The organism is Shewanella morhuae, assembly GCF_900156405.1.
GTDB lineage: Bacteria > Pseudomonadota > Gammaproteobacteria > Enterobacterales > Shewanellaceae > Shewanella > Shewanella morhuae.
In genome coordinates this window covers 1-23,688 of record NZ_FTNN01000006.1, presented here as the reverse complement: position 1 = coordinate 23,688, position 23,688 = coordinate 1, and the positions used below count along the sequence as shown (strand labels likewise).

At 44.4% G+C, this 23,688-nt stretch carries 15 protein-coding genes and 1 tRNA gene; 8 read left to right on the top strand and 8 right to left on the bottom strand.

The features are described from left to right. Positions 1 to 71: 71 nt before the first annotated feature. Entirely contained in the window at positions 72 to 2,978 is a 2,907-nt protein-coding gene (gene rapA, locus BW947_RS08670; RefSeq protein ID WP_076498536.1) for an RNA polymerase-associated protein RapA, read from the bottom strand. A 403-nt stretch (positions 2,979 to 3,381) separates the two neighbouring features. On the opposite strand from rapA, the gene BW947_RS08665 reads away from it, so the two are divergent. From BW947_RS08665 to BW947_RS08655, 3 genes are all read left to right on the top strand, one after another. Beyond that, positions 3,382 to 4,776 carry a PhoH family protein gene (locus BW947_RS08665; RefSeq protein ID WP_076498533.1) on the top strand — a complete coding sequence of 465 codons (1,395 nt, stop codon included), beginning with the start codon at positions 3,382 to 3,384 and terminating at the stop codon, positions 4,774 to 4,776. Between the two features lie 214 nt (positions 4,777 to 4,990). Beyond that, positions 4,991 to 8,707, top strand: coding sequence for a response regulator (locus BW947_RS08660; protein ID WP_076498531.1), 3,717 nt, complete (start codon positions 4,991 to 4,993; stop codon positions 8,705 to 8,707). A gap of 84 nt (positions 8,708 to 8,791) precedes the next feature. Then, complete coding sequence (locus BW947_RS08655) at positions 8,792 to 11,194, top strand: zinc-dependent metalloprotease (RefSeq protein ID WP_076498529.1); 2,403 nt, start codon at positions 8,792 to 8,794, stop codon at positions 11,192 to 11,194. 50 nt (positions 11,195 to 11,244) lie between these two features. Here the strand turns inward: BW947_RS08655 and BW947_RS08650 are convergent, their stop codons facing one another. Next, positions 11,245 to 13,053: a protein kinase domain-containing protein gene (locus BW947_RS08650; protein WP_076498527.1), complete on the bottom strand. Its 1,809-nt coding sequence runs from the start codon at positions 13,051 to 13,053 to the stop codon at positions 11,245 to 11,247. A gap of 249 nt (positions 13,054 to 13,302) precedes the next feature. Between BW947_RS08650 and BW947_RS08645 the strand changes: the two genes are divergently transcribed. Further along, a complete protein-coding gene (locus BW947_RS08645) occupies positions 13,303 to 13,644 on the top strand; it encodes a hypothetical protein (RefSeq protein ID WP_076498525.1) in 342 nt (113 codons plus the stop codon). Between the two features lie 101 nt (positions 13,645 to 13,745). Then, positions 13,746 to 14,402 (top strand): thiopurine S-methyltransferase, encoded by a 657-nt coding sequence (locus BW947_RS08640; RefSeq protein WP_076498523.1) that lies wholly within the window; start codon positions 13,746 to 13,748, stop codon positions 14,400 to 14,402. Positions 14,403 to 14,727: 325 nt separating this feature from the next. On the opposite strand, the gene BW947_RS08635 is transcribed toward BW947_RS08640, so the two are convergent. Both BW947_RS08635 and BW947_RS08630 read right to left on the bottom strand, forming a co-directional pair. Further along, on the bottom strand, positions 14,728 to 14,919 hold the full coding sequence (locus BW947_RS08635) for a bacterioferritin-associated ferredoxin (RefSeq protein WP_076498521.1): 192 nt from the start codon (positions 14,917 to 14,919) through the stop codon (positions 14,728 to 14,730). Between the two features lie 195 nt (positions 14,920 to 15,114). Beyond that, the gene (locus tag BW947_RS08630) at positions 15,115 to 16,047 is read right to left on the bottom strand and encodes a D-2-hydroxyacid dehydrogenase (protein WP_076498518.1); all 933 of its coding nucleotides are present in this window, start codon (positions 16,045 to 16,047) and stop codon (positions 15,115 to 15,117) included. 120 nt (positions 16,048 to 16,167) lie between these two features. Between BW947_RS08630 and BW947_RS08625 the strand changes: the two genes are divergently transcribed. Then, positions 16,168 to 16,503, top strand: coding sequence for a DUF3392 domain-containing protein (locus BW947_RS08625; RefSeq protein WP_076498516.1), 336 nt, complete (start codon positions 16,168 to 16,170; stop codon positions 16,501 to 16,503). Between the two features lie 11 nt (positions 16,504 to 16,514). Here the strand turns inward: BW947_RS08625 and BW947_RS08620 are convergent, their stop codons facing one another. The 4 genes from BW947_RS08620 to rsgA all read right to left on the bottom strand — a co-directional run bounded on the left by BW947_RS08620 (position 16,515) and on the right by rsgA (position 22,745). Further along, positions 16,515 to 17,237, bottom strand: coding sequence for a glycerophosphodiester phosphodiesterase (locus BW947_RS08620; RefSeq protein WP_076498514.1), 723 nt, complete (start codon positions 17,235 to 17,237; stop codon positions 16,515 to 16,517). 14 nt (positions 17,238 to 17,251) lie between these two features. After that, positions 17,252 to 20,455, bottom strand: a complete 3,204-nt coding sequence (locus tag BW947_RS08615) for a mechanosensitive ion channel domain-containing protein (RefSeq protein ID WP_076498512.1) — start codon at positions 20,453 to 20,455, stop codon at positions 17,252 to 17,254. A 290-nt stretch (positions 20,456 to 20,745) separates the two neighbouring features. Then, positions 20,746 to 21,618: an archaetidylserine decarboxylase gene (gene asd, locus BW947_RS08610; RefSeq protein WP_076498509.1), complete on the bottom strand. Its 873-nt coding sequence runs from the start codon at positions 21,616 to 21,618 to the stop codon at positions 20,746 to 20,748. A gap of 62 nt (positions 21,619 to 21,680) precedes the next feature. Next, complete coding sequence (rsgA, locus tag BW947_RS08605; RefSeq protein ID WP_076498506.1) at positions 21,681 to 22,745, bottom strand: small ribosomal subunit biogenesis GTPase RsgA; 1,065 nt, start codon at positions 22,743 to 22,745, stop codon at positions 21,681 to 21,683. A gap of 112 nt (positions 22,746 to 22,857) precedes the next feature. Between rsgA and orn the strand changes: the two genes are divergently transcribed. Together orn and BW947_RS08595 are read left to right on the top strand one after the other, a co-directional pair. Continuing rightward, a complete protein-coding gene (gene orn / locus BW947_RS08600) occupies positions 22,858 to 23,403 on the top strand; it encodes an oligoribonuclease (RefSeq protein WP_076498504.1) in 546 nt (181 codons plus the stop codon). Between the two features lie 201 nt (positions 23,404 to 23,604). Next, positions 23,605 to 23,680, top strand: a tRNA-Gly gene (locus BW947_RS08595). The last annotated feature ends 8 nt before the right edge of the window (positions 23,681 to 23,688 follow it).

Here is a 23,688-nt window from a genome sequence, read left to right as displayed (position 1 = left end):
AAAGTCTGATGACTCCCATAAAAAAGCCCAGCACTGAGGCTGGGCAGATTATTGCAACTTACAGCTAGGGTTTATACGTGGCTTACGAGCACCATACGGATAGCATCGAGTTGTAACTGGCTGGCATCGAGATAAGTATTAAGCTCTTGCATCTGGTTGCGCAGGTATTCTAATTCTTCTTCACGGATATTAGGATTGACGGCTTTGAGTGACTCTAAACGGTCGAGCTCAGCGCTCAGTTGTTGAGTCATTTTCTCTCTCGCTTGAACAACCATTTCATCAACAACGACTTGTGCATATTCTTCGCCCTTAGCAAACAGTGGGTGCAAAATAGGTTGAGATGCGGTAACTAATTTGCCACCAATATGACGATTGACCGCGCTCAGTTGTTTATCAAAACTGGCGTAATCCACTTTAGCTGACAGGTCGTTACCGTTTTTATCCATCAACACGCGGATTGGTGTCGGTGGTAAATAACGATATAGCTGGCTCGATTTAGGTGCAGACGCATCAGCCATATAGATAAGTTCTAAGAACAAGGTGCCTGCTGGCAATGCTTTATTCTTTAAAATGGCTACGCTGGTGGTACCCGTTTCTGAACCTGTGATCAAGTCGAGCCCTGTTTGCACCAATGGATGCTCTTGGGTTATCAACGCGATATCATCGCGGGACAAAGCGGTGTCGCGATCAAATGTCACTGTCATACCATCTTCTGGTAGGCCGGGATACGTCGGGAACATCATGTGCTCACTCGGGCGTAAAATGATCGAGTTTTCACCATTATCTTCTTGATCAACACCGATAATATCCCACAGTCGGATAACGGAGCCAATTAAATGGGTGTCACCATCGTTCTGTGCAAGACGGTTGACGATAGCCTGTGCCTTGTCGCCGCCGTGTGAGTTGATTTCAAGCAGTTTGTCACGGCCTTGCTCCATAGCATGTTTAAGTTCTTTATAACGACTCTGAGTATGATTGAGCAGGTTTGTTAGCTCGTCACTGTCATTACCTATCAGAACATTTAATAGCTCTTCGGCAAACTCACGATAAAGCACATGGCCACTCGGACAGGTGCGTTCGAAGGCATTAAGCCCTTGGTGATACCACTGCATCAAACGTTCTTGGGCTGTATCTTCAAGGTAAGGCAAATGAATTTGGATATCATTTTTCTGGCCAATACGATCTAAACGACCGATACGTTGTTCTAATAGATCAGGGTTTAGCGGCAGGTCGAACAGCACTAAGTGGCTGGCAAACTGGAAGTTGCGTCCTTCTGAGCCAATTTCAGAGCAAATCAGCGCCTGCGCGCCGCCTTCCTCTTGGGCAAAGTAAGCACCGGCTTTATCGCGCTCAATAATCGACATGCCTTCGTGGAATACCGTCGCTTGAATCCCTTCGCGGGTACGCAGGGCTTCTTCTAAGCTCAGCGCCGTTTCTGCTTGGCTGGCGATGATCAGTACTTTTTTGCTGCGGTGGGATTTTAAGAACTCGATTAACCAATCTACGCGAGGATCGAACTTCCACCAACTGGCGCTATTATCTTCAAATTCTTGGTATAGCTTTTCAGGGCTCAGGGCTTGCGCCGCTTTCGCTTCTAAAGATTTATGTCCGCCCATCATGCCACTGACGCGTGCGGCAGTTTGATATTGATCTGGCATAGCATGGGGATAAGCGTTAAATAAACGCTGCGGAAAACCTTTTACCGAGGCGCGGCTGTTGCGGTACAACACGCGGCCAGTGCCGTGACGGTCGAGTAATTGTTGTAGTAATTCGCTTCGAGCGGCTTGTTGAACCTCGCTATCGACACCCTCAGCTTGGATCAAACGAATACTTGGGCTGATATCTTTTTCGCCGAGTAATTCGGTCAAGCTATTGATAGCAGCATCGGATAATTTAGCGTTACCTGCTAGCGCTTCGGCGGCAATGGCCACGTCTTTATAGCTGTCCTCTTCGGTTAGGAAGGCATCGTAATCGTAGAAACGATCTGGATCGAGCAGGCGTAAACGAGCAAAGTGGCTCTCATGGCCAAGTTGATCCGGTGTTGCGGTTAGCAGTAAAACGCCTGGGATCACTTCACTTAGTGCTTCAACCACTTGATAGGCGCGGCTGGGCGCTTCTTCTGTCCATTCTAAGTGGTGCGCTTCGTCAACGACTAATAGATCCCAATCGGCATCGAGGGCTTGGTCGAGGCGTTTTTTCTTACGCAGTAATTCCAGTGAACAAATAATTAACTGTTCGGTGTAGAAAGGATTGTCATTATCAGCATAGGCTTCAACGCAGCGGTCTTCATCAAACACAGAAAAACGCAGGTTAAAGCGGCGCAACATTTCCACTAACCACTGATGGCGCAGGGTATCAGGCACGATAATCAGGATGCGTTCGGCGCGGCTAGTCAGCAGTTGTTGATGAATAATCAGACCTGCTTCAATGGTTTTACCTAGACCCACTTCATCGGCGAGTAATACGCGTGGCGCATAACGACGACCGACTTCATGGGCAATCCACATTTGGTGCGGAATAAGTCCAACACGTGGGCCTTGCAAGCCGAGTAAGTCCGATGAAGCCAATTTGTGACGCAGCATTTGGCATTGATAACGCACCCCAAAACGGTCGAGGCGATCAATTTGCCCGGCAAATAAACGATCTTGAGGTTTGTTGAAACGAATATTGTGGTTCAGCAGAGTTTCACGCAGAGTCACTTCTTCGCCAGTTTCACTGTGAATACCGTGATAAAGCACTATCCCGTCTTTCTCAGTCAATTCACTGACGACAAGACTCCAGCCTTCATGGCTTTCAACCGAATCGCCGGGATTGTATATAACGCGTGTCAGAGGGGCTTCTGCGCGGGAGAACATGCGGTTCTCACCGGTGGCAGGGAATAATACTGTGACCATACGGCCTTCTACTTGAACCACAGTTCCTAAACCAAGCTCTGACTCGGTATCACTTATCCAACGTTGACCTAAGGCGAACGGCATCTTTAATTCTCATTTCTAGGCGGACTCTAACAAAGGGCGCGTATGTTATACCAATACTCACGATAGTTAAATCGCCCAATCACTTGTTAGAGCCTAATTTCCACTGTGATAGATTACAAATTGTACAAGCGACAAAGTTGTGGTGCAAGTTGAGGATATTGTCATGCTAGCGTCACATTTGCGGCGATACACTGCCTTGAGCTGCAGGCAAATAAAGGTGGTTATATTGTTATTGAGTCACTTTGGTGCCAATATCAATATAAGGTTTTAGGCGCTGATAACCGCTATCAACTTGAACCTTATTGTTATTTTTACCTTATGTTTAGCCAGTCATTGCAGCCGTGTTACTTTTATTGAGATTCAAAAGTTTGTTTAAACTTTACTGAAGCACTCTGGAGGCGCCATGGAACAAAACGACAGAAAGTTGTTTGTACTGGATACCAATGTGTTACTACATGAACCTTTGGCGATCTATTCATTTAAAGAGCACGATGTCGTCATTCCGATGACAGTGCTAGAAGAATTAGACCAGATTAAAGACAGAAAAAGTGATGTAAGCCGCGATGCTCGAGTCGCTATCAGAGCATTGGAGGACACCCTTGGTGGTGAAACTACTCCAGAGCAGATTATCAATGGGGTTCACTTACCAAATCGTGAAAGCCATGCCGATGCCATCGGTTCGCTGTCTATCTTCCCCGACCATCTTGTTAGCTTCACCCTTGGCGCCTTGCCAGGTGACGGTAACGACAACCGCATTATCAATACTGTTTTACACCTGCAAAACCTACATCATCCTCGTATTGTTGTTTTAGTTACTAAAGATATCAATATGCGCCTTAAAGCCAAAGGCGCCGGTGTTCAATTGGTTGAAGATTATCGAACTGATCAACTGATTGATGATATTCGTTTCCTCAGTAAAGGTTTTTACCAGTTTGAGGGCAATTTTTGGGAGCACTTGAATAAGGTTTCTACTGAGCGTCAGGGGCGGCATACGGTACATGAAGTACCAATTACCGATCTTGAAAATGATCAGTTTTATATTAACCAATACCTTATCGATACCGAGTCTGATTTTTGCGGACGAGTGATAGAACGCACTGCAACTCATCTGCATATTTTAGATCTAGGCCGCGAGCGGATAAACAACCTTGAAGCATGGGGGATTAAGCCTAAAAACGTCTACCAAGGTATGGCATTGCAAGCGCTGCTCGATCCCGATATAGATCTGGTGATCTTAACCGGCCCCGCCGGTTGCGGTAAAACCTTGCTCGCCATGGCAGCGGCGCTTGAGTTGGTGGTTGAGCGTAATCGCTATGATAAAGTGATCGTGACCCGTAATACCCCTGAAATTGCCGAATCTATCGGTTTTTTACCCGGCACCGAAGAGGAGAAAATGCTGCCGTGGTTGGCCGCTATTACTGATACGCTTGAAGTGCTACACAAGAATGATGTTAATCCCACCGGCAGCATGAATTACATTATGGAAAAAGCCAATATCCAGTTTAAGTCGATTAACTTTATGCGTGGGCGCTCAATCCAAAACTCCATCGTGTTACTGGATGAATGTCAAAACCTCACCGCTTCGCAGCTTAAAACCATGATTACCCGTATGGGTGAGGGTACAAAACTGATTTGTTGCGGTAACTTAGCGCAAATTGACTCTAACTATTTAACGGCTGTCACCTCCGGATTAACTTATATTGTTGAGCGTTTTAAAGACTTTGAAGGCAGTGCTAACGTGTATTTAAATGGCGTGGTGCGTTCACGCTTAGCCGAATATGCCGAAGAGCATCTCTAATGCGGGAGAGTTTTGTTTTGAGTAAATAATCAGGCCTCAGATATTGAGGCCTGATGTTTATTATGTAACAGATTTTTAATTGACTTATCAGTGGTATGAGTAGCCTTTATCGGGCAATTATTTTATGTGATTGACCGTTTCTTCCTGCTACTATAGGTGCTGATAGTTTTTGCCGTCGATGGCTTAAATTAAGCGCTGCAATCAAGGGTAGTGGATGAAATCGAGTGAGCCGGATCTCCAACTAAAATCGCCGATCCAGAAAAATTACAACCGTGCTGTTTTTTATACGTACATTGGCGTTATCGTCATGTCTTTGTTGACCGCATGGATGTTTTTTGACCGCCAGAAAGCCCAGCAAATGGAGCAGCGTGAAGAACAAGTACAACGACATGTGCTGCAAATCGATTTGTTACTTGAATCGAGTATTCGGGCAGTAAAAAGCTTACGTGATGTTGCGGTGGATCATCTGCGTTTAGGTGAGCTCGTGCGTAAAGAGCGCTTACCCCAATACGGTAAGTTTAATGAGAGTGGCCAGTATTTTACCCTAGAACCTCGCTATGCTCAGAGCGGTAAACCTTTTACTAACATGGGACGGATCACGGGTGCCGGTTCCCTTGATGGCCGCAGTGATGGGTTTTATCAAGAACTTGAGATGTTATTTGAGCTGTCGCTGTCGTTCCCTGTCGCTAAGGAAGCCGCCCCAAAAGCCTCGGCAATTTATTATCTGTCTAAACGTAGGATCATGTCTTATTTCCCCTGGTCTGATGAAGATATACGTTTCAGGGATGAATACCTCAACAAGAAGCAGTTCCAATACGCCACTCCAGCAATGAACCCACAACGCAGCGTTTTTTGGAGCGAAGCCTATGTTGATTCAACCGGCAAAGGTTTGCTAACCACGCTAGGTGTGCCCATTTATTTAGAAGATGACTTTATCGGTTCAATCAATTTAGACATGACGTTGGCCTCCTTAGCACGGCAAATTCGAGTTTACTTTAAGATGCCAGGTACGGTGATTTTACTCGACCAACAGAATAATATTTTATCCCACAGCGACTTTGATATTTCCGACATTAATCGGGTTTATCACATTAGCCAGCGCATCCCGTCTGAATTGCATTCGTTACCTGAGTCTGAACTGTTCGATGCCCACGACGGCATTATTCGTAATGGCTATTACATCCACTCGGTTGCCCTGCATAACGCACCTTGGCGTTTACTGTATTTACAGGATGAAGATGATTTATTCCAAGATTCTTGGGAGAAATTACAGCTGACGTTTATCTTGGTGGTGATAGCGCTATCTGTGTTAGTCACCATAGTGCATTGGCAGACTCGTCGCTCCTTTGTGAGTCCAGCATCACGCTTGTTATCGCACCTTGAAGGGTGTTCGCAAGAGCCACGTAAGCCTCCAGAGAAAATCACTCGCGGCTGGGAGCCTTGGTTCTTGTTAGTGAGTCGGATTTTTGAGGAAAACAAACAATATACCCATCATTTAGCCGAGCAAAATAAGCGGCTTGATAAGTTAGTGGCACGGCGAACTGAACGCTTAAAAGACACCACGGAACGGCGTGAACGCGAATATGCACTATTGCGATCCTTACTCGATGCGATTCCTGAGGCTATTGTTTTTAAAGATAAAGAGGGTAACTACTTAGGCTGTAACAAAGCAGCTGAGCGGATGTTAGGTTATACCGAGAGCGAGATGATTGGTTTGTCATCAGACGATTTAACCTCGCCGGAAATGGGTATACGTATCCGCGCTGAAGATGAACAAGTATTAAAAGATCGTGTGCCGCTGCGTTATCAAGAAAAAATAGAGCTCGCAGGTAAACCGTTGTTACTGGACACACTAAAGCTACCTTTCTATAACCGCCGTGGTGAGCTTCAGGGGTTGATTGCGGTATGGCGTGATGTCACCCGTGAATATGAAGCAGCCGAGCAGTTACGATTATCGGAAGAGCGTTACCACTTAGCCATGGATGCGGTAGAAGATGGCCTGTGGGATTGGTATTTAGACTCGGAACAAATTATTTGTAATCCTGCTTACTATTCTATGTTGGGTTATCAAACCAATGAATTTCCAGCCTTATTATCGGCAATTGATCAGCTAACTCATCCTGACGATCGTGTTCGGGTGGAAGAGTATCGGCGCGAGTATTTACAAAATCCTATTGATGCCTATGAAATCGAGTTTCGGTTATTAGCCAAAAACGGTAGCTATCATTGGGTACTTTGTCGTGGCCGAGTGGTGGAGTTTACTAGTGATGGTCAGCCTAAACGTATGCTCGGTACTCACAAGGATATTACCCGCCATAAGAGCAACGAAGTGGCGCTACTGGAAGCTAAGCAAGACGCTGAATTAGCTAACCTATATAAGAGTGAGTTCTTGGCGAATATGAGCCATGAAATCCGCACGCCCATGAACGCTATTATCGGTATGTTGCAGTTGGCACAGCGCACTGCGTTAACGGCGCAGCAAAAGGATTACCTTGAAAAAGCCGGTTTTTCGGCGCAATCATTACTGCGGATCATCAATGATATTCTCGATTTTTCTAAAATCGAAGCCGGTAAGTTAGAGCTAGAATTAGTGCCATTCCCGCTAGATAAAGTGCTTGATCATGCACTGGATCTTAATGCGCTCAAAGCGCAGGAACAAGGTGTGGAGTTACTACTCTATGCGCCAGTAACCTCGGGATTAATCCTCAAAGGTGACCCTCTGCGTTTAGGGCAAATCCTGATTAATCTTTTATCGAATGCGGTAAAGTTTACCCAATCGGGTGAGGTTGAGCTGGGGTGTGAAGATGTGGGTGAGCGTGACCACCGTATTACGCTCAAGTTCTGGGTTCGTGATACGGGAATTGGGATTGATAAAGATCAGCAAGAAAAGTTATTTGATGCTTTTGCCCAAGCCGATGGTTCGACGACGCGTAAATACGGTGGCACAGGTTTAGGTTTGTCTATCAGTAAGCATCTTGTTTCTATGATGGGCGGCAAAATGCAAGTGCAGAGTGAGCTTGGGGTAGGTAGTACCTTCAGCTTTACCATCAGTTTTGAAATTGCTGAAGAAGCGACAGTTGAGCCTTTCGTCGTACCCGAAAAACTGAATAATTTGCGTACCTTGGTTGTTGATGATAATCCGACCGCGTTGCAGATTTATTCAACCTTGATGCGGGATTTACATTTTGATGTCGATACCGCCACTAGCGGCGCCGAAGCCTTAGATAAACTATCACAGGCGCCAATCGATTTAATCTTGCTCGATTGGATGATGCCCGAAATGGATGGCTGTGATGTGGTGAGCGCCATCGATACTATGTTGGCCGAAGGCCTTTTAGAAAAACGCCCCGTCATTATCATGATGACGGCCTATGCGGCAGAACCTTTGCAGGATCAAGTGGATAATGCCAAGGTGTTTACAGTACTGCAAAAACCTTTTAAAGCATCAAGCTTGTTCGATGAAATCATCGCAGCTTTTGCTGACGAGCCAAGATTGAATATGTTGCCGCCACCAGAAGATGTTGTCGTGACAGAAGGTGAGTACGCAGGATTAGTATTGCTGGTAGAGGATAACTTTATTAACCAGCAAGTTGCGACAGAGCTTCTCAAAAGTGCGGGTTATGAAGTGGTGTTGGCTGGTAATGGTCAAGTTGCACTGGATATTGTTGACTCACGTCCTTTTGATGCAGTATTGATGGATATCCAAATGCCAGTGATGGATGGGCTTACGGCGGCCAGAGCTCTGCGCGAGCGTTTTAATACCGATGAACTGCCTATTATCGCCATGACGGCTCATGCTATGTCGGGCGACAGGGAAAAGAGTTTAGCGGCGGGGATGAACGCTCATATCACCAAGCCGATAGTGCTCAATGAATTATTTGAAACATTAAATCACTGGATTAAACATAAGAATCAGCACAAGAATCGTTAAATTTTTTGCTTGGGGCCAGTGATGGCCCCGCGTTATTCCAATTGATCTTCATGAATAACGCAGCTAGCCGTATTAGGAGAGAAGATGAAACCTCAAAGTGTAGCCTTAGTCATCGCATTGTTAGGATTTCCCACTGTTACTGTGGCCGCTACTGCGCCTAGCGCTAAGATCATTCAGCAGAGCCAAGCAGCTAAAGGGTTTGTTAATCTCTATTACGAGCCGTCTCAAGGAGAGTTATACCTTGAGGTTAATCGCTTAAATCAACCATTTTTATTGGTCACTAGCCTGCCACAAGGCGTGGGTTCAAATGACATTGGCCTTGACCGTGGTCAACTTGGCCAAACTCGTATGGTGCAGTTTGAGCGCCAAGGTCCCTACGTTGTCCTCAAGCAACTGAATAGCCAATATCGCGCTAATACTCTTGATGCTGCCGAGCAAAGCGCCGTTGCCGAAGCTTTTGCTGATTCGGTGTTATGGCAAGGTAAAGTCATTGAAGGCAAGCCTGTATTGGTTGCGATTAACGATCTGGTACTCAACGATTTGCACGGCGTATCTTCCGTATTACAACAAACTGCGCAGGGGGATTATCAGCTTGATTTGAGCCGATCAGTTATCTTGCCGGCAGGGGTTAAATCCTTTGCTAAAAATGCCGACGTAGATGTTCAACTTACCTTTAAAGGCGATGTTGCTGGTGAGCAAGTGGCGCAGGTGACACCCGATGGCACATTAATGTCGGTACGCATGCGCTATTCTTTTGTTGAGCTTCCCGATGCGGGTTATCAGGCTCGGGCATATCATCCCAATAGCGGCTATCTATCTGATGAGTATCGCGACTACGCCACGTCTTTTGACCGACCTTTAGTACAACGTTTTATCCTACGCCACCGTTTACAAAAGGTGCATCCGGGGCCTGCGCCAAGCGAAGTCGTTAAACCTATTATTTATTATCTTGACCCTGGCGTGCCTGAACCTATCCGTTCGGCATTGCTCGATGGCGCGCGCTGGTGGGAGAGTGCTTTTACACGCGCAGGCTTTATCGATGGCTTTAAAGTTGAGTTATTACCTAAAGATGCCGACCCACAGGATATTCGCTACAACATGATCCAATGGGTGCATAGGGCTACACGGGGTTGGTCTTATGGTGCGGCGTTAACTGACCCGCGCAGCGGTGAAATCATCAAAGGCCAAGTGACGCTCGGCAGCTTGCGTGTACGTCAGGATTACTTAATTGCCAAAGGCTTAACCGCTGGCTGGCAGGATAGAATCGCAGCCGATAAAGCGGCAACAGCACTTTCGCTCGCACGCATTCGCCAACTGGCTGCCCATGAAGTTGGCCACACCTTAGGGCTTGACCATAATTTTGCAGCCTCGAGTAATCAAGATGCATCTGTGATGGATTACCCTCATCCGAAAATCCAACTCAAGGGTAACGATATTGATATTTCAGCGCCTTATGCCACAGGTGTTGGTCCTTGGGACGATTTTGCTATTGCTTATGGATATAGCGATGTGGGTGATGTGCACGCACAACAAATGCAACAAGCGGACTTGTTAGCCGATGTGGCGAAACGGGGCTTACGTTATATCAGCGAGGCCGATTCCCGCCAAAAAGATGCAAGCCAGGCTTATGCCAGTTTGTGGGACAGTGGCGATGATCCGATAGACCAACTTATTGAGCTCGATAATATTCGTACAAAGGCGATAGCGGGGTTCTCCAGTGCCGCATTATTACCTAATGAGCCACTGGGCGAGTTAGCTGATACCTTTGCACCGATTTATTTACTCACGCGCTATCAAATTGATGCGGTGGCTAAGTTTATTGGCGGGACTGACTATAACTACCTGTCTGTTGGTGAGGGGAGCCGCTGGAGTTATATTGCACCGCCGTTGCAGTTAGCGGGGTTAGAAGCCGTACTTAAAACCTTAGATGCAACGAGCTTAACGGTACCGCAAACTTTGCTTGATAGTTTAGTGCCCAAGGCCGGTAATTATCATGCTACGCGTGAATCCTTTGATTCAGGCTTAGGAGCCATTACCGATCCTCTAGGCATGGCAGAAGTGTTTAGTCGTCATACTATTAGCCTTTTATTGATGCCAAAACGTTTGAACCGTATTGCTCAAGCTGCAATGGCAGATAACGAGCAGCTATCAGTAACGACATTACTCGATAACCTTTTTGCGGCGACCTTATACCAAGAGGGTAAGCTGGGACTGGTTGAAGGCGTGTGGATGCGAGTCAATGCTGTAGTGGTTGATGAAGTCCTTGCCGCGCTACACAATCCAGACACATCTCCTGAAGTTCGGGCTGTTATTTACGATCGTATTCAGTTTGTGATTAAGCAATTAAAGGCGAGAGCAAATCGGGCAAATGTTAGTCTTGCGGCGCATTATAATGGGCTACAACAGGGATTATCGACCGGATTAACCGATGCCCAGTTTAAGCTTATTCCTAAGCCACTTGTCTTACCGCCAGGCTCGCCGATTTAAGCGGTGAGTCCCCAGATTTTGCATTTTAAGTTTGGTTAAAAATTGGCGCACTAGGCGCCAATTTTTTTGGGATTTCGTGGGTAAAAATGTTCAGCTTTACGCTCTAGATGGGTAAAACGACGGGTGTTTTTGTAAGGTAATTTCATAAAACCCGACACTCCGTAGCCTTGAATTTTACCCACATGATGCAAGATGCGATCGAGACTTGCACGAAATGCCGCCTGTTTACGCGGATTAAGCAGTTTTAAGTAACTGTGGATTTTCAAATGATTGGGCAGTGCCTCAAAAATAATACAACCCGTATGATGAATTTGGTTAATGCGGGCTAATTCTTCCATGATTTCATGCGGGAGTTCGAGGTTTTCATCGGGATCTTTACCGTCTTCGAAGTATGAGTGTAAGCGCGATTTATCCTCTAAGGTGGGCACATCGCCAATGTCAAAAGGTAATTGTAAATCAGCACTAGCGCTAAAGGGCTCACTGGTATCGGAGCGTTCGATATGCAGCGTGTCTTTAGCGTTAAAAAAACACGCCTTAAACACACCAATACGTTTAATTCCCCGTGCTAAGTCCACCATGTTATTAACAGCGATAATTAACGCACCTTTTTGATTAGCATCGTAAATTGCAAGATTGGAGTCAATAAAAACGCCGGTTTCTTGCCAATGGATTGCGAGTCCCCCCACGATAGGATACTGCGCCAACCTGCCCACCGCTGCGATAAAGCCTTTTTCGGTATCGCCCATACCCGCAAGGAAGTTGCGGTAATATTTTTCGAGTTGAATATCGTCCATCTTCGCAATAGGATCTTGGCCGTTATGCTCCCTCAAAAAGGATTTACGTGAACTGTAGCTGACGGTTTCAACATCTTTATCGCGCGATTGTACCCAAACCGGAATATCGGCTAATAACTCCGCTTTGGGTAGCGTGGGTAAATGTAATCTGTGGCTGTGGCGCATGCTTTTTAAAAAATAATCACCAGCGGTATTACGCTGCTCAGGATCTGTACTGAGCATGCCTTCTAAGGTGCGGGCTAACTCCATGGGTAAACCAATACTGGTAGGCGAAATTACCTGCGCGCCAAAACGGCTGGCTTGTCCTGAGGCAAGGGAATACAGCGTTGCGGCCACACCTTGTTCGTCAAAGCGTGGACTGGAGAGTGCACCGTTAAGTTGTTCTTCACCAATAAAGTACACGTCACCCATGCGTGCATTAGTATGCTGTTGATCGCTCGACATTAATGCCATTACATTGTCTTCAACGGGATTGTTATGCTCATCCCGCTGTGCAAAGACTGCTGAGCCCCAATCGATTAACGATAAATGCTGCTGCTCAATATCGTAAACTAAATTCGAGGGTTTTATATCGCCGTGGACTAAAGGTTTACCCGTTCGTAGGTAATACAAAATATCGGCAAGCTGGCGGGCAATATTCATGATCATTGCGGTAGGTAGTGCGCCCATTTTGCGGCATAGTTGATCAAGATCTTCCCCCTTAGCACGCTCCATCACCAAAATGCCTTGTTTGCCAACACGTTCAAATTTAATCGCGCTAGGCACATTAGGGTGTTTTAGCAATGACAGCATAAAGGCTTCTTCTTCGAGCCGGTCTTGAACATGTTGCGGTAGCGTTATCCGCGAAAACTTAAAAACATGGGCATCGCCTGTTTGATTGATGCCAGCAAACACAAAACCGTAGGCACCTTTGCCAACTAATTCAATATCGGCATATCCAAGCTTACTCAGTTGCTGTTTACACAGGCGGATCCACGCCTTGTGCTTACGGGCATCATTGGCCTTGAGCAAGTAAATAGATTGCTCTTCGGAAATATAAAAATGTTGCAGCTGAGGTGTTTGCAAATTGCGCTCCTTGTTTTGTTCATTTAACCAGTAAGCAGGGGCGATAATCAAATCGAGGCTGAGTTTTAGTTAAGAATTTTTAAGCGCTTTAAGACTTAGCTTCCATAGTGCCTTACCTATACGATCATTTCGTCACTGACTTTGACTTACATCAAGTTAAATCTTCACGACTATAGGTAGTCTTTGGACATCGAACAAGATAAGTATTTGTTAATTAACCGCCATAAAAAGTGCAGCTAAGGAGGGCCTATGCCCACCCAATATAAAGCTTTGTTGATTGAATTATTAGCATATCCGCGTAAGCGAATTTTACAGTCAATGGAAGTTACTCATTGTCCGCATGCGGTATTTTTTAATGATCGCGACGAACAATGTTTAACTTGCCACCAGGGTATGGAATGCATCTGGATGAACCAGAACGATGAGCTAGTGGCCGTGAATGAAAAATCAGTAACCGAGTTAAAACAGCAGTTATTAATTGCGGTGGATTTTATTGATTCATCTTTAAGCCCACATCATCTATCACGCCGTCAATGTCAGTGTGATAACTGTGTTTGGCTGCGTAAAGTGCAAGCTACTTTAGATCAGTAACTTAGTCTTTACATTGTTGCATCGGGTCAATTGCAAGGAGCTTTGCATCGATTTTAAAATGCCATTAAAGTAAGGGTCACTTTAGCGAATAGAGATACACCATGGAACCCGGTTTTTGGCATGAAAAGTGGCACCTGCAACATATAGGTTTTCATCAGCAAGACATCAATCCTTTCCTTGTTCAGTACTGGCAGAAGCTTTCTCTGCCGGCTGATGCTCAAGTGTTTGTGCCCTTATGTGGTAAGTCGTTAGATATGTGCTTTTTAGCCGAGCAGGGGCATCAAGTGATTGGTTGCGAGCTAAATGAACTGGCTGTGCAGCAGTTTTTCACTGACAACCAGCTTGAGCTTACGCAAACGGCAGTTGGTGAGCACCAACATTATCAAACTGAGCAGATCAGTGTGTATCAGGGTGATATTTTCACTTTGCCTAAGACGATTACACAAGCGGTGACGGCCTTTTATGATCGTGCTGCCCTTATTGCTTGGCCAGAAAATATGCGTGCACACTATGCAAAGCAGCTGGCGAACTTATTACCTAGTGGCAGTATCGGTTTACTCGTAACCTTAGATTATCCACAAGCAGCCTTAAATGGCCCCCCGTTTGCGGTATCGCCTACTTGGGTGGAGCAGCACCTGAGTGATGACTTTGCTATCGAGGTGCTAGCATCACAAAATGTGTTAGCGGATAATCCTCGATTTATTAAAAAGGCAGTGCCTTGGCTAAATGAAGCTGCTTATTTGTTGAAGCGTAAATAGTGGCTTTCTCCTATAGCTGCAGTGAAATATCCCCATTGAATTTATGCTAGATAATCTAAGTTGATGGGGATTATTATTTCGTATCAGCAGGTTAAGTATTATGGTCTTTTAGCGGCTATTAATGCCCTATTTTGTCTTTAGGATTGATACAAGATAGAACTATTGGGAAGCGAAAATACGGGGGCGAATAAGAATATCAGGGTGAGGGAGCAGATGATAACTTTACGATTAGCTTTAACGTCACTTATGTCGTCTGTGCAAGCGTTTTTTGTCGCTAATGGATGGTTTGGCTATAGGTTAGCGAGTGCGTTAACCATCAATTTTATTAGGCGACTTCGTAATAATTAGGTTCAAGTTCTAGTTGGTTTTGGATAATCTGCACCGCCATTCTGGCACATTTACCACATTGGTCGGCCACACCTAAGCGCTTTTTGACGTCAGCAAGAGAGCTATCGCCTTGGCTTACTGCGTTTTTAATTTGCGTATCTGTGATTGCATGGCAAAGACAAACGTACATTTTCTAGCCTCCCAAATGAATTGAGCTAATTCTAAATGAAAACGCTTATCAAATGCAATACGCATGTGGACATTATTTGAATAAATCTGTTTAATAATTATTCGATGACCGCGTTCCATCACAGTCATCCTTCTTTTTTTATTTGTACATCGCAGTGGTCATTACTATCCCAACGAGTATTTAAGTTAAGCTATTTTAGTATCCTTTATTAAAATCAATAACATTAGCTAGTGGCTTACCAGCTAAGTAGCGATGATAGTTTTGGCTAAATTGGGTGACTATTTGTTCTGGTTGGCTCAGCGCCGACATATGCGGGGTGATAATGGTATTTTCTCGTTCCCAAATAGGATGGCTATTGGGTAAAGGTTCCTGAGTAAATACATCGAGAATCGCTTGCTGATTAGGATTAGCGATAAGCTGATTATTGAGCGCGTCAAGGTCAAGGGCATCACCGCGGCCGACGTTAAACAAAATGGCATCTGGCTTTAACGTCGCCAACATATCAGCGTTGAGTATGTTGCGTGTTGCTGGTGTGCTTGGCAATAAATTAACCACCACATCGGCTTTAGTCAGGGCTTCTCCTAATGTTGGCATCGTTTCGATAGCATCAAAACTGTCAACCGTATTGCCACTGCTATTGATACCCGTGACATGCATGCCAAAATGTTGTGCGGTTTTTGCTAAATATTGAGCTATTGACCCAGTCCCGAGCAAGAGTAAGCGCATGTTTTGTAAACTTGAATATGGTGGTGATTCAACCTGCCAGTGTTTTTGTCGTTGCTGCAGCCGATAAAAATCGTGGCTACGGATGTGAGCGAGTAAATAACCGAACACATATTCACTCATTAATGGGCCGAATATGCCTTTAATATTAGTTAGTAGGTAGTCTTTTCTGCCTCTTGGGCTCATCAGTGCCTCTATACCCGCAAAACTGGACTGCAACCATTTTAGATTTTTTGCATGAGGTAATAATGGCGCTGCGAGCTTAGGTTCAGCTAACCAAAGATCAGCCTCAATTAAGTGTTTGGGATCATCGTTGAGTAGTACTAGATTAGGGAGTTCCAGCGCCTCAATTAAGTCGCGGTATTGTTGATTGACCTTTGTTAGCAAGAGTAACTTGTGCCCCATGGCGTCTCCCTTTATGCTTGGTTATTGTTATTTTTCAATGCACTGGTTTTCAATTCATTATTTTACGCACAGTCTCAGTTATTAAAATGGCTTGTGCGGTATTTTTTAGGTTAATTCATTATGTTTGATCAGTTAGTTGCCATCATCGCCCAATTGGGAAACATGCTTCGTCCTTGGGCATTTGATATTGCTACCGCCATGGTAGTATGCCTAATTTTGGTTTTTTCAGCGGACGTCAATCGTCTCCTAAGGCGCCATTTATTAGGGCATTCTTTTGTGCTGCGGACCTTTGTTTTTATTATTATTAATGCTTTTGGTTACGGTCTATTGATTGTTAAAGTTACCCCATGGGTGGCAAGGCACATTGCGGCTATGCCATCCCATTGGATGTTTCTGTTAATTATGACGATGTTTATTTTTATCGGCTATTGGGCCCAGCGAAATAACCAGTCTTAATCAGCCACACTTTATTCAAAGTAACCAAGGTAATCTGTGGTGATTACTTGAGTTAAAGCCTGCATGGCGCGATCGGGATAATTGCTGAACACGCCATCAACGCCCATTAGTTTAAGTGCATGAATATCATCGACATGATCGACCGTATAAACATAAACTTTGGCGCAGCGCTGGTGTGCATCATCAATTAACGCTTGATTGATGAAACTCACATCTAAATTCAAGGAATAGGCATCAAGCTGGCTTACAACGGCGGCACCCTCGAGTGGAATGCTGGCGAGTAGCGGTGCGACTAAGGCCTTTGGGAGTGCTTGTTTAAACTCACGTAGATAAGGATGATTAAAAGAGGAAATCAGTAACTGCTCTTGAGTAAAACCGAGTTGTTTTAAAGCCTTTGGGTATAAAGCAATTAACGGCGTAACGGTATTAATGCCTTTTAATTCAATATTAACTATGCAGCGCCCTGCAATCAATTCCAGCACCTGCCACAATGTGGGTATTGGTTCACCTTTTACATTAATATTCGCCAGATAATCCTTACTCACTAAATGGATAATTCCTGATCCTGAGCTTTTACTATCAAGACGACGATCGTGAAACACGACTAGCTCACCTTCAACATTATGCACATCGAGCTCAACGGCTGGCACACCTAGTTGCAATGCCTTCTCCATAGCAGCTAACGTATTTTCGGCCTGATAACCGCTGGCACCACGGTGAGCAAAAATGAGCATGTTGTGCAATCCTATTAGCTTCTAATAATACTTTGTTGTTCGCGATTTTGGCTATTTTTAATATAGATTTCCATTTGTGGATAAGCGAGTTCAAGATTGTTTTCTTTGAGTTTTTTCGTGACTCGTTTATGTAAATCATGGCGAAGTGGCCAGCGTGATGACATATCTTTTGCGTAGGCACGGACTTCATAATCTTGAGTATGTTTACCAAAACCGGCAAACCATACTTCTGGCTCAGGGGTTGCTAGTGCATCTTCACACTCTTGCACCGCTTGATAGAGCGTTGCCTCAACTTTGGCCGGATCAGAATCACGCGCAACTGATACATAAACAATCACGCGCGTAATCGGATCTGACAACGACCAGTTAATTAATTGCTCAGTAATAAAGGCCTTGTTTGGAATGATAATTTCTTTTCTGTCCCAATCAATAATCGTTGTCGCCCTAATTTGAATTTTACTCACAGTCCCAGTTAAATCACGAATCGTCACGGTATCGCCAATGCGTACTGGTTTTTCAAATAAAATGATTAGGCCCGAGATAAAGTTAGCAAAAATCTCTTGTAAACCAAAACCTAAACCGAGCGAGAGTGCGGCTATTAACCATTGCAGTTTAGACCATTCCATTCCCAGATTAGAGAAGCCGATTAATAATCCTAAAAAGACCACTAGATAACGGCTTACAGTGGTAATCGCAAACCCCGTACCGGGTGATAGGTCTAATCTTTGTAGGATCATCAGCTCAAGTAAGCCCGGTAAATTAGTCGCGATCATCATTGAGAAGCCGACCACAATAAGCCCAAACATCAAGGATTTCATGGTAATGGGTAATTGTTGTTCTAAGCCATTCACGCTGGTATTGGTTGTCCACAGCGTAATACCGTCGAGAAAGGTAAATAATGCGGTGTGGGTTTGTGTCCACAGGCCAATTAAGCTGGCTAAAAAAGCCAATAATAATAACGAGCGCACTAACCCAAGTGACTGGCTTGAAATTGTTTCGAGATCCACTACTGGCTCTTCATAGGTATCGAGGCCATCGGTAGATAGATGGTGTGTTTCACCTTTTTCCCTTTGCGCTAAGCGCTCAGCCCGTTTAGCCTTGGCGCGATCGAAAGCAATACGGCGGCGCTCAATTAACATCCAGCGCTTAATGAGCTGATATAACAACAAGAAACCCAGACCTAGCACGATAGATAATTGTAGCTGGAGCAACATTTGAAAGGCGGTAAAGTAATATCCTCTAAATGCGAGTACTGCACTGAGTAATGGAAATGATATCAACAAAAACCAAAGCATTTTCTGGATAAGTTTTTTATTCTTACCGTCTTGCTGTGCATTGGCACTTTTACGGCTGAGCAGTAAAATATCCTTGTAAAATAAGAATAAAACAATACAAAATATAATAAATGCGCCGCGACCAATACTATTGCGTACCAATGATGCATCGAGCACTTCGGTAAAACCCATCAAGCCTAATAATGGGCTGGCAACTAACACAAAGTGCCTAAATCTAAATTGACCCGCTTGGATAAGCTTTGATGGACGTTTGAAATGTCCGACCAGCACACCTTTGTCGAGCGTGAGAATAAAGATAAAACGATATAACAGATAAACTAAGCCAATAGCCAGTATGCCCATACCTACCGCCTGTACAAAATTGCGATCGGATTGGTAAAAGATTAACCCCGCCAAAATCACAGGTGTCGGTTTTATTAATGCATAGCTTAAGCTGCAGGCGAGTGCTTTTATCGTGTAAATGAACTTATCTTGGGTCACATTACCCACATAAGTGGTGTAATGATTAAATAAACGATTGAATTTAGGCGTAATCAAGTCTTGTACGACTAAACATAATACCAGCAATATAATCCACCAAGACCAATAGTCGTTTTGCTCATCCCACGCTTTACCCAGTTCATCCCATTGTGCCTGTTGCACCAACCATACTGCACTGCGCTCGAGATCCGTAAGCCATAATTTACTAATGCTGGCGGCATTAGGGACCCAGAATAAATGTTCATTAAGAGTATTTTTTAGAGTGAGGTGCTGTTGACTGAGTTGTTGATAGTTAACTCTCAACTTGCCTAATTCACTGAGGTATTGGTCATAGCTTTGCATCAACTGTGCAATTAAACTTTGCTGCGAATGCAGTAACTTAATCTGTTGATCATTGTATAAACCAGGATGCTCTAGTTCTTGCTCATTGAGTGCTTGCTGTTGCTCTAAATGATATCTGTCTAAACGGGCATCGGCGATGAGTGTCTGAAGCTTTTCATTATTTGGCGGCTTAGGCAGCGATTGTAATATCTGTAAAAAACGCTCACCAAAGGCGGAGTTCATTTTGACCCAAGTGATTTGTTCTTGAATATTCGCAAGTTGTTTAGCTTGGGATTGATATTGGGTTTCAGCTTGTTCTTGCTGTTCGACGACATTATTGATCTGTAAGGTCAGGGTTTGCAGTTTCTGACCATAAATGTGATTGGTATCGGCAATATTACGGGTGACAGGGTCGATAACTTTGTCAGTATCGACCAAGTTTTTGGCTAGGGTTGCATCGGTTTTTTGCTGGCGTTGTTTATTGATAGCTTTATTAATAGCTTCAATTAACGCTTCTTGTTGTATCAATTGCTGACGCACTAATTGTAATTGTAATTGCGTCAGTTCAATGCGTTTTTGACTGCTAGCTAATTCAGCTTCATTGGTGGTCAGGCTTTGTTCAAAAAACAGCCGTTGCATTTGTTGTAATTCACCCGATGGCGTATCTAATGGTGCAAGTTCAGCCTTTTTATTTTGCACCAAATTTTGTCTTGCACTGGCAATGACAGCTGGCAACTCATTCTGGCGTTGTAGTAAATCGTTAACTTGTCTAACTAAGGTAGACTCGCTTTCTTTAAGCTCAGATAGGCGCAGGTAAGCCATAGAAGCTTGCTGGCTGAGATCAGTACCTTTTTCTAGTGGCAGCGGTTTATAAGCTTCTTTGAGCGCTTTATCAGTGCTTTTTTTATGTTGTTCAAAATCGATTTGCGCCTGTTGGAAGCTGGTCGCGTTAGCTGCAAGCTTCTCTATGTTAATTTTTAGATCGTTAATTTGTTCATCAATGCTGGGATTTTGTTGTTGATCCTGTTTGTTCATGCCAAGACGTTTGTCCAGTTGCAGTGGAGAGTTGGCAACAACAGAAAATGAGAAAAAAACAATAATGAACAATAAAATACGTGGCATATAGGCTAAGAATATTTAGGGGCAAAAGACGTATCATATTAGCCAAGTTACGCTGAGATTGGTATGTTTCAAGCGTTCTTTTTTTATTGGTGTGATTGGTCGATTTTGAAGGTGATGTTAGTGACTATGACGATAGTCGCGCCTAGGTATGATAATAGTCATGCATGCCTAGGTATGATAATAGTCATGCATGATAGTGCCGCCAATATTAACCGTACTGCTAAAAAGCAGTACGGTTAGATGGTATCGATTAATCTTGAGGGTTTTGCGTAAATTTAAGCGGGCTTAAATTACTTTTTAACATCTTTAAGATTGGCGAAGGCTTGACCCATACGGGTTATCGCTTCGGCTTCAACGCCTTCAGCAAAAGTTTGGATAGTATCTTTGGCAAACAACATCACCACAGTGCTGCCCAATTTGAAACGGCCCATCTCATCGCCTTTATCTAAGGTGATGGCATCAGGGCCTTGGGTTGGGTATTGCCATGTAAAAACTTGCTTACCTGTTGGAGGGGTAATTGTCCCTGCCCATACTGTCTCGATACTGGCGACAATCGTTGCGCCAACTAATACCATCGCCAGTGGTCCTAATTCCGTTTCAAAAATCGCCACAACCCGCTCATTGCGAGCAAATAAGCCGGGGACGTGTTTAGCTGTGAGTGGATTCACTGAAAACAACTCACCGGGAACATAGGTCATTTTTGACAAGGTGCCTTTAATCGGCATATGAATGCGGTGATAGTCTTTAGGTGCGAGGTAAATAGTCGCAAAATCACCGCCTTCAAAGCGTTTAGCATCATCGGCTTGATCGCCAAGTAATGTTAACGCTGAATAATGATGACCCTTTGCTTGAAAGATGCGGCCATCTTTAATGGGGCCTAATTGACTAACGGCACCATCGACGGGGTGCACCATGATATCGGCGTCTAGATCCAACGGCCGAATACCGTGTTTTAGCGCGCGGGTGAAAAAAGCATTAAAGCTTTTATAGGCATCAGGTTCGCTTTGTGCCGCTTCGCTCATATCAATTTTATATTGTTTGATAAACCATTTGATGGCAGCTGTGGTTAACGCGCCCGCTTCGGCGGCGGCGAATTTACCCACTAGACGAGATAATAAGTGTTTTGGCAGCATGTACTGCAAGGCTATTTTAAGATTATCCAATGTTAATTCCTTTTCTTACTGCTCAATCTTTTCTGAGAGCACTGTTATTTATCAATCAGTTATTATTCATCCGCTGCCGCGCGGAAATGGCGCGCATGACGTTGTTCATCTAAGCTGGCGATAATTTTATGGTAATTATTAAAGCGATCTGCGCTGATTTTACCTTCGCTCAGGGCTGCTTGCAGTGCACAGCCAGGATCGTCACCGTGCTTGCAATCGCGGAATTTACATGCGCCAAGATATTCACGAAATTCGATAAAACACCAACCTACACGTTGTGCAGGGAGATGCCAGAGGGCGAACTCACGCACGCCAGGGGAGTCAATCAGGTCGCCACCGCTGGGTAAATGTAAGAGTTTGGCTGTGGTTGTGGTGTGCTGACCTAAACCTGAATTGTCAGACACATCACCAATAACCAGTTCAGCATCGGGTAATAGGGCATTGATGATCGATGACTTACCGACACCTGATTGGCCAGCAAACACGCTAACTTTATCTTTGAGTATGTCTTTGATGGTATCAATACCATCACCTAGCTTACTGCTGACCTTATAAACTGGATAACCAATATCTTTATAACGTTGTAGCGCTTCATCTATGGCCTGCGCCTCATCAGGGTTGAGCAAGTCAATTTTATTTAAAATGATGATAGGCGGAATGTCGGTATCTTCGGCAGCCACTAGATATCGATCGATGATTTGGGTGGTAAAGCTGGGTAATACCGACGATACGATTAAAATCTGGTCGATATTAGAGGCGATGATTTTTACGCCATCGTATAAGTCGGGTCGCGTGAGTGATGATCGACGTGGGTGAACCGCTTCAACAATACCTGCAATACCGCTATTGGCTTGGCTTTCAATGGCTAAGCGTACAATCACTTTATCGCCAGTGACTAAGCTGGTGACAGCACGACGAATATTACAGCGCACCACTTGGCCGCTTTCGGTTTCGATGTCGGCGTGTTGACCAAAGCGTGAAATTACCGTACCGGGTTGTTCTTGCCCCAGTGAACTATCTTGTAATTCGGGCGTATTTTTTTCGCTACCATCACGATTGAGTCGCTTTTCGTGATTAGCGCGCATACGGCGTAATTGACCTTGGCTTAGGGGTTTCTTTTTCGTCACTGATTCGTCTTCGTCAATTAGGTGATTTTTTGTGTTGCAAAAAAGCAGTATGATACACACTCTTGAATAAAAAAGCCTGAATTTAGGCTAACTGACATGATAAGGCTGATTTATGACGGCAAATGTAAATAATCTCATTTGGATTGATTTAGAAATGACAGGGTTAGAGCCCGATGTCGACAGGATCATTGAAATTGCCACTTTAGTGACAGATCAAGAACTCAATATTATTGGTCAAGGTCCAGTTATTGCGATTCATCAATCAGATGAGGCGCTTGCTGCTATGGATGATTGGAACCAGAAACATCATGGTGAATCTGGTCTTATTGATCGCGTTCGTGCCAGCCAAGAAACAGAAGCGCAAGCCGTCGCAAAGACTATTGCCTTTTTAGAGCAGTATGTGCCCAAGGGCGCATCTCCTATGTGCGGTAATAGTATTGGCCAAGATAGACGCTTTTTAAATCGTTACATGCGCGAGCTAGAGGATTATTTTCACTATCGCAATGTAGATGTTAGTACCATTAAAGAGTTGGTGAAGCGTTGGAGCCCAGAAACGATGGCGGGTCTTAAGAAGCAAAACACTCACCAAGCACTGCAGGATATCCAAGAGTCGATTGCCGAATTGCAGTATTATCGCAGTAAAGTATTTAAAATTTGACCGATCAGTAGATAAATATGCAAAAGGGGTTGCAGCCGCATGAATTTTTCATATAATGCGGCCTCAACTTTTTGATGCGAACGAGATGTTCTGCTCATTTAGATTGAATGCGACATTAGCTTAGTTGGCAAAGGTTGGAATACGATACCTTTGTTAATGTTGGGGGCAAATGTAGCAGCGAGAGCTCTTAATGAAAGAAATGCGACATTAGCTCAGTTGGTAGAGCGATACCTTGCCAAGGTATAGGTCATCGGTTCGAACCCGATATGTCGCTCCAAATTAAAA